Here is a 444-nt window from a genome sequence, read left to right as displayed (position 1 = left end):
ATCACGGCATTCCACAACGTCTCGATCCAGGGTCTCGATCGGTCGATCCGAGCCGTGGCTGAGAACCCCGCGGGAGTGACCGCGAAGGCCGCGACTTACATCACCCTTCCCTCGGTCCTTCTCTGGTTCGCAAACAAAGATGACGAGCGGTACAAGGAACTCCCTCGCTGGCAGAAGGATACGTTTTGGATTATCCCGGTGGACCACTGGCGCTATCCCGAGTCTCCCAAGGAAATGCAGGGCTTGCCGCCCTACATGATTAAAGACGGTAAGATCAACGTCGGCCCAATCCTTCGCATCCCGAAGCCGCAGGAACTTGGGATTATCTTTGGGTCGGTGCCGGAGCGACTCCTTGAGGCGTTCTTCAACGACAATCCTCACGCACTCAAAGACTTTGGCGACACGATGGCGAACCTCGTGACTCCTACCATTGTTCCAGACGCG

General features: G+C 57.0%; 1 protein-coding gene. It reads left to right on the top strand.

The window, feature by feature from the left end:
- Nucleotides 1-54: 54 nt before the first annotated feature.
- Nucleotides 55-444, top strand: a 390-nt coding sequence (locus AC3DE3_RS17390) for an LPD38 domain-containing protein (RefSeq protein ID WP_488370871.1), incomplete at its 3' end; no start/stop codon positions are given.

This window comes from Dietzia sp. IBK-p2-16D (assembly GCF_057773085.1).
This window is presented reverse-complemented; position numbering and strand designations above follow the sequence as displayed.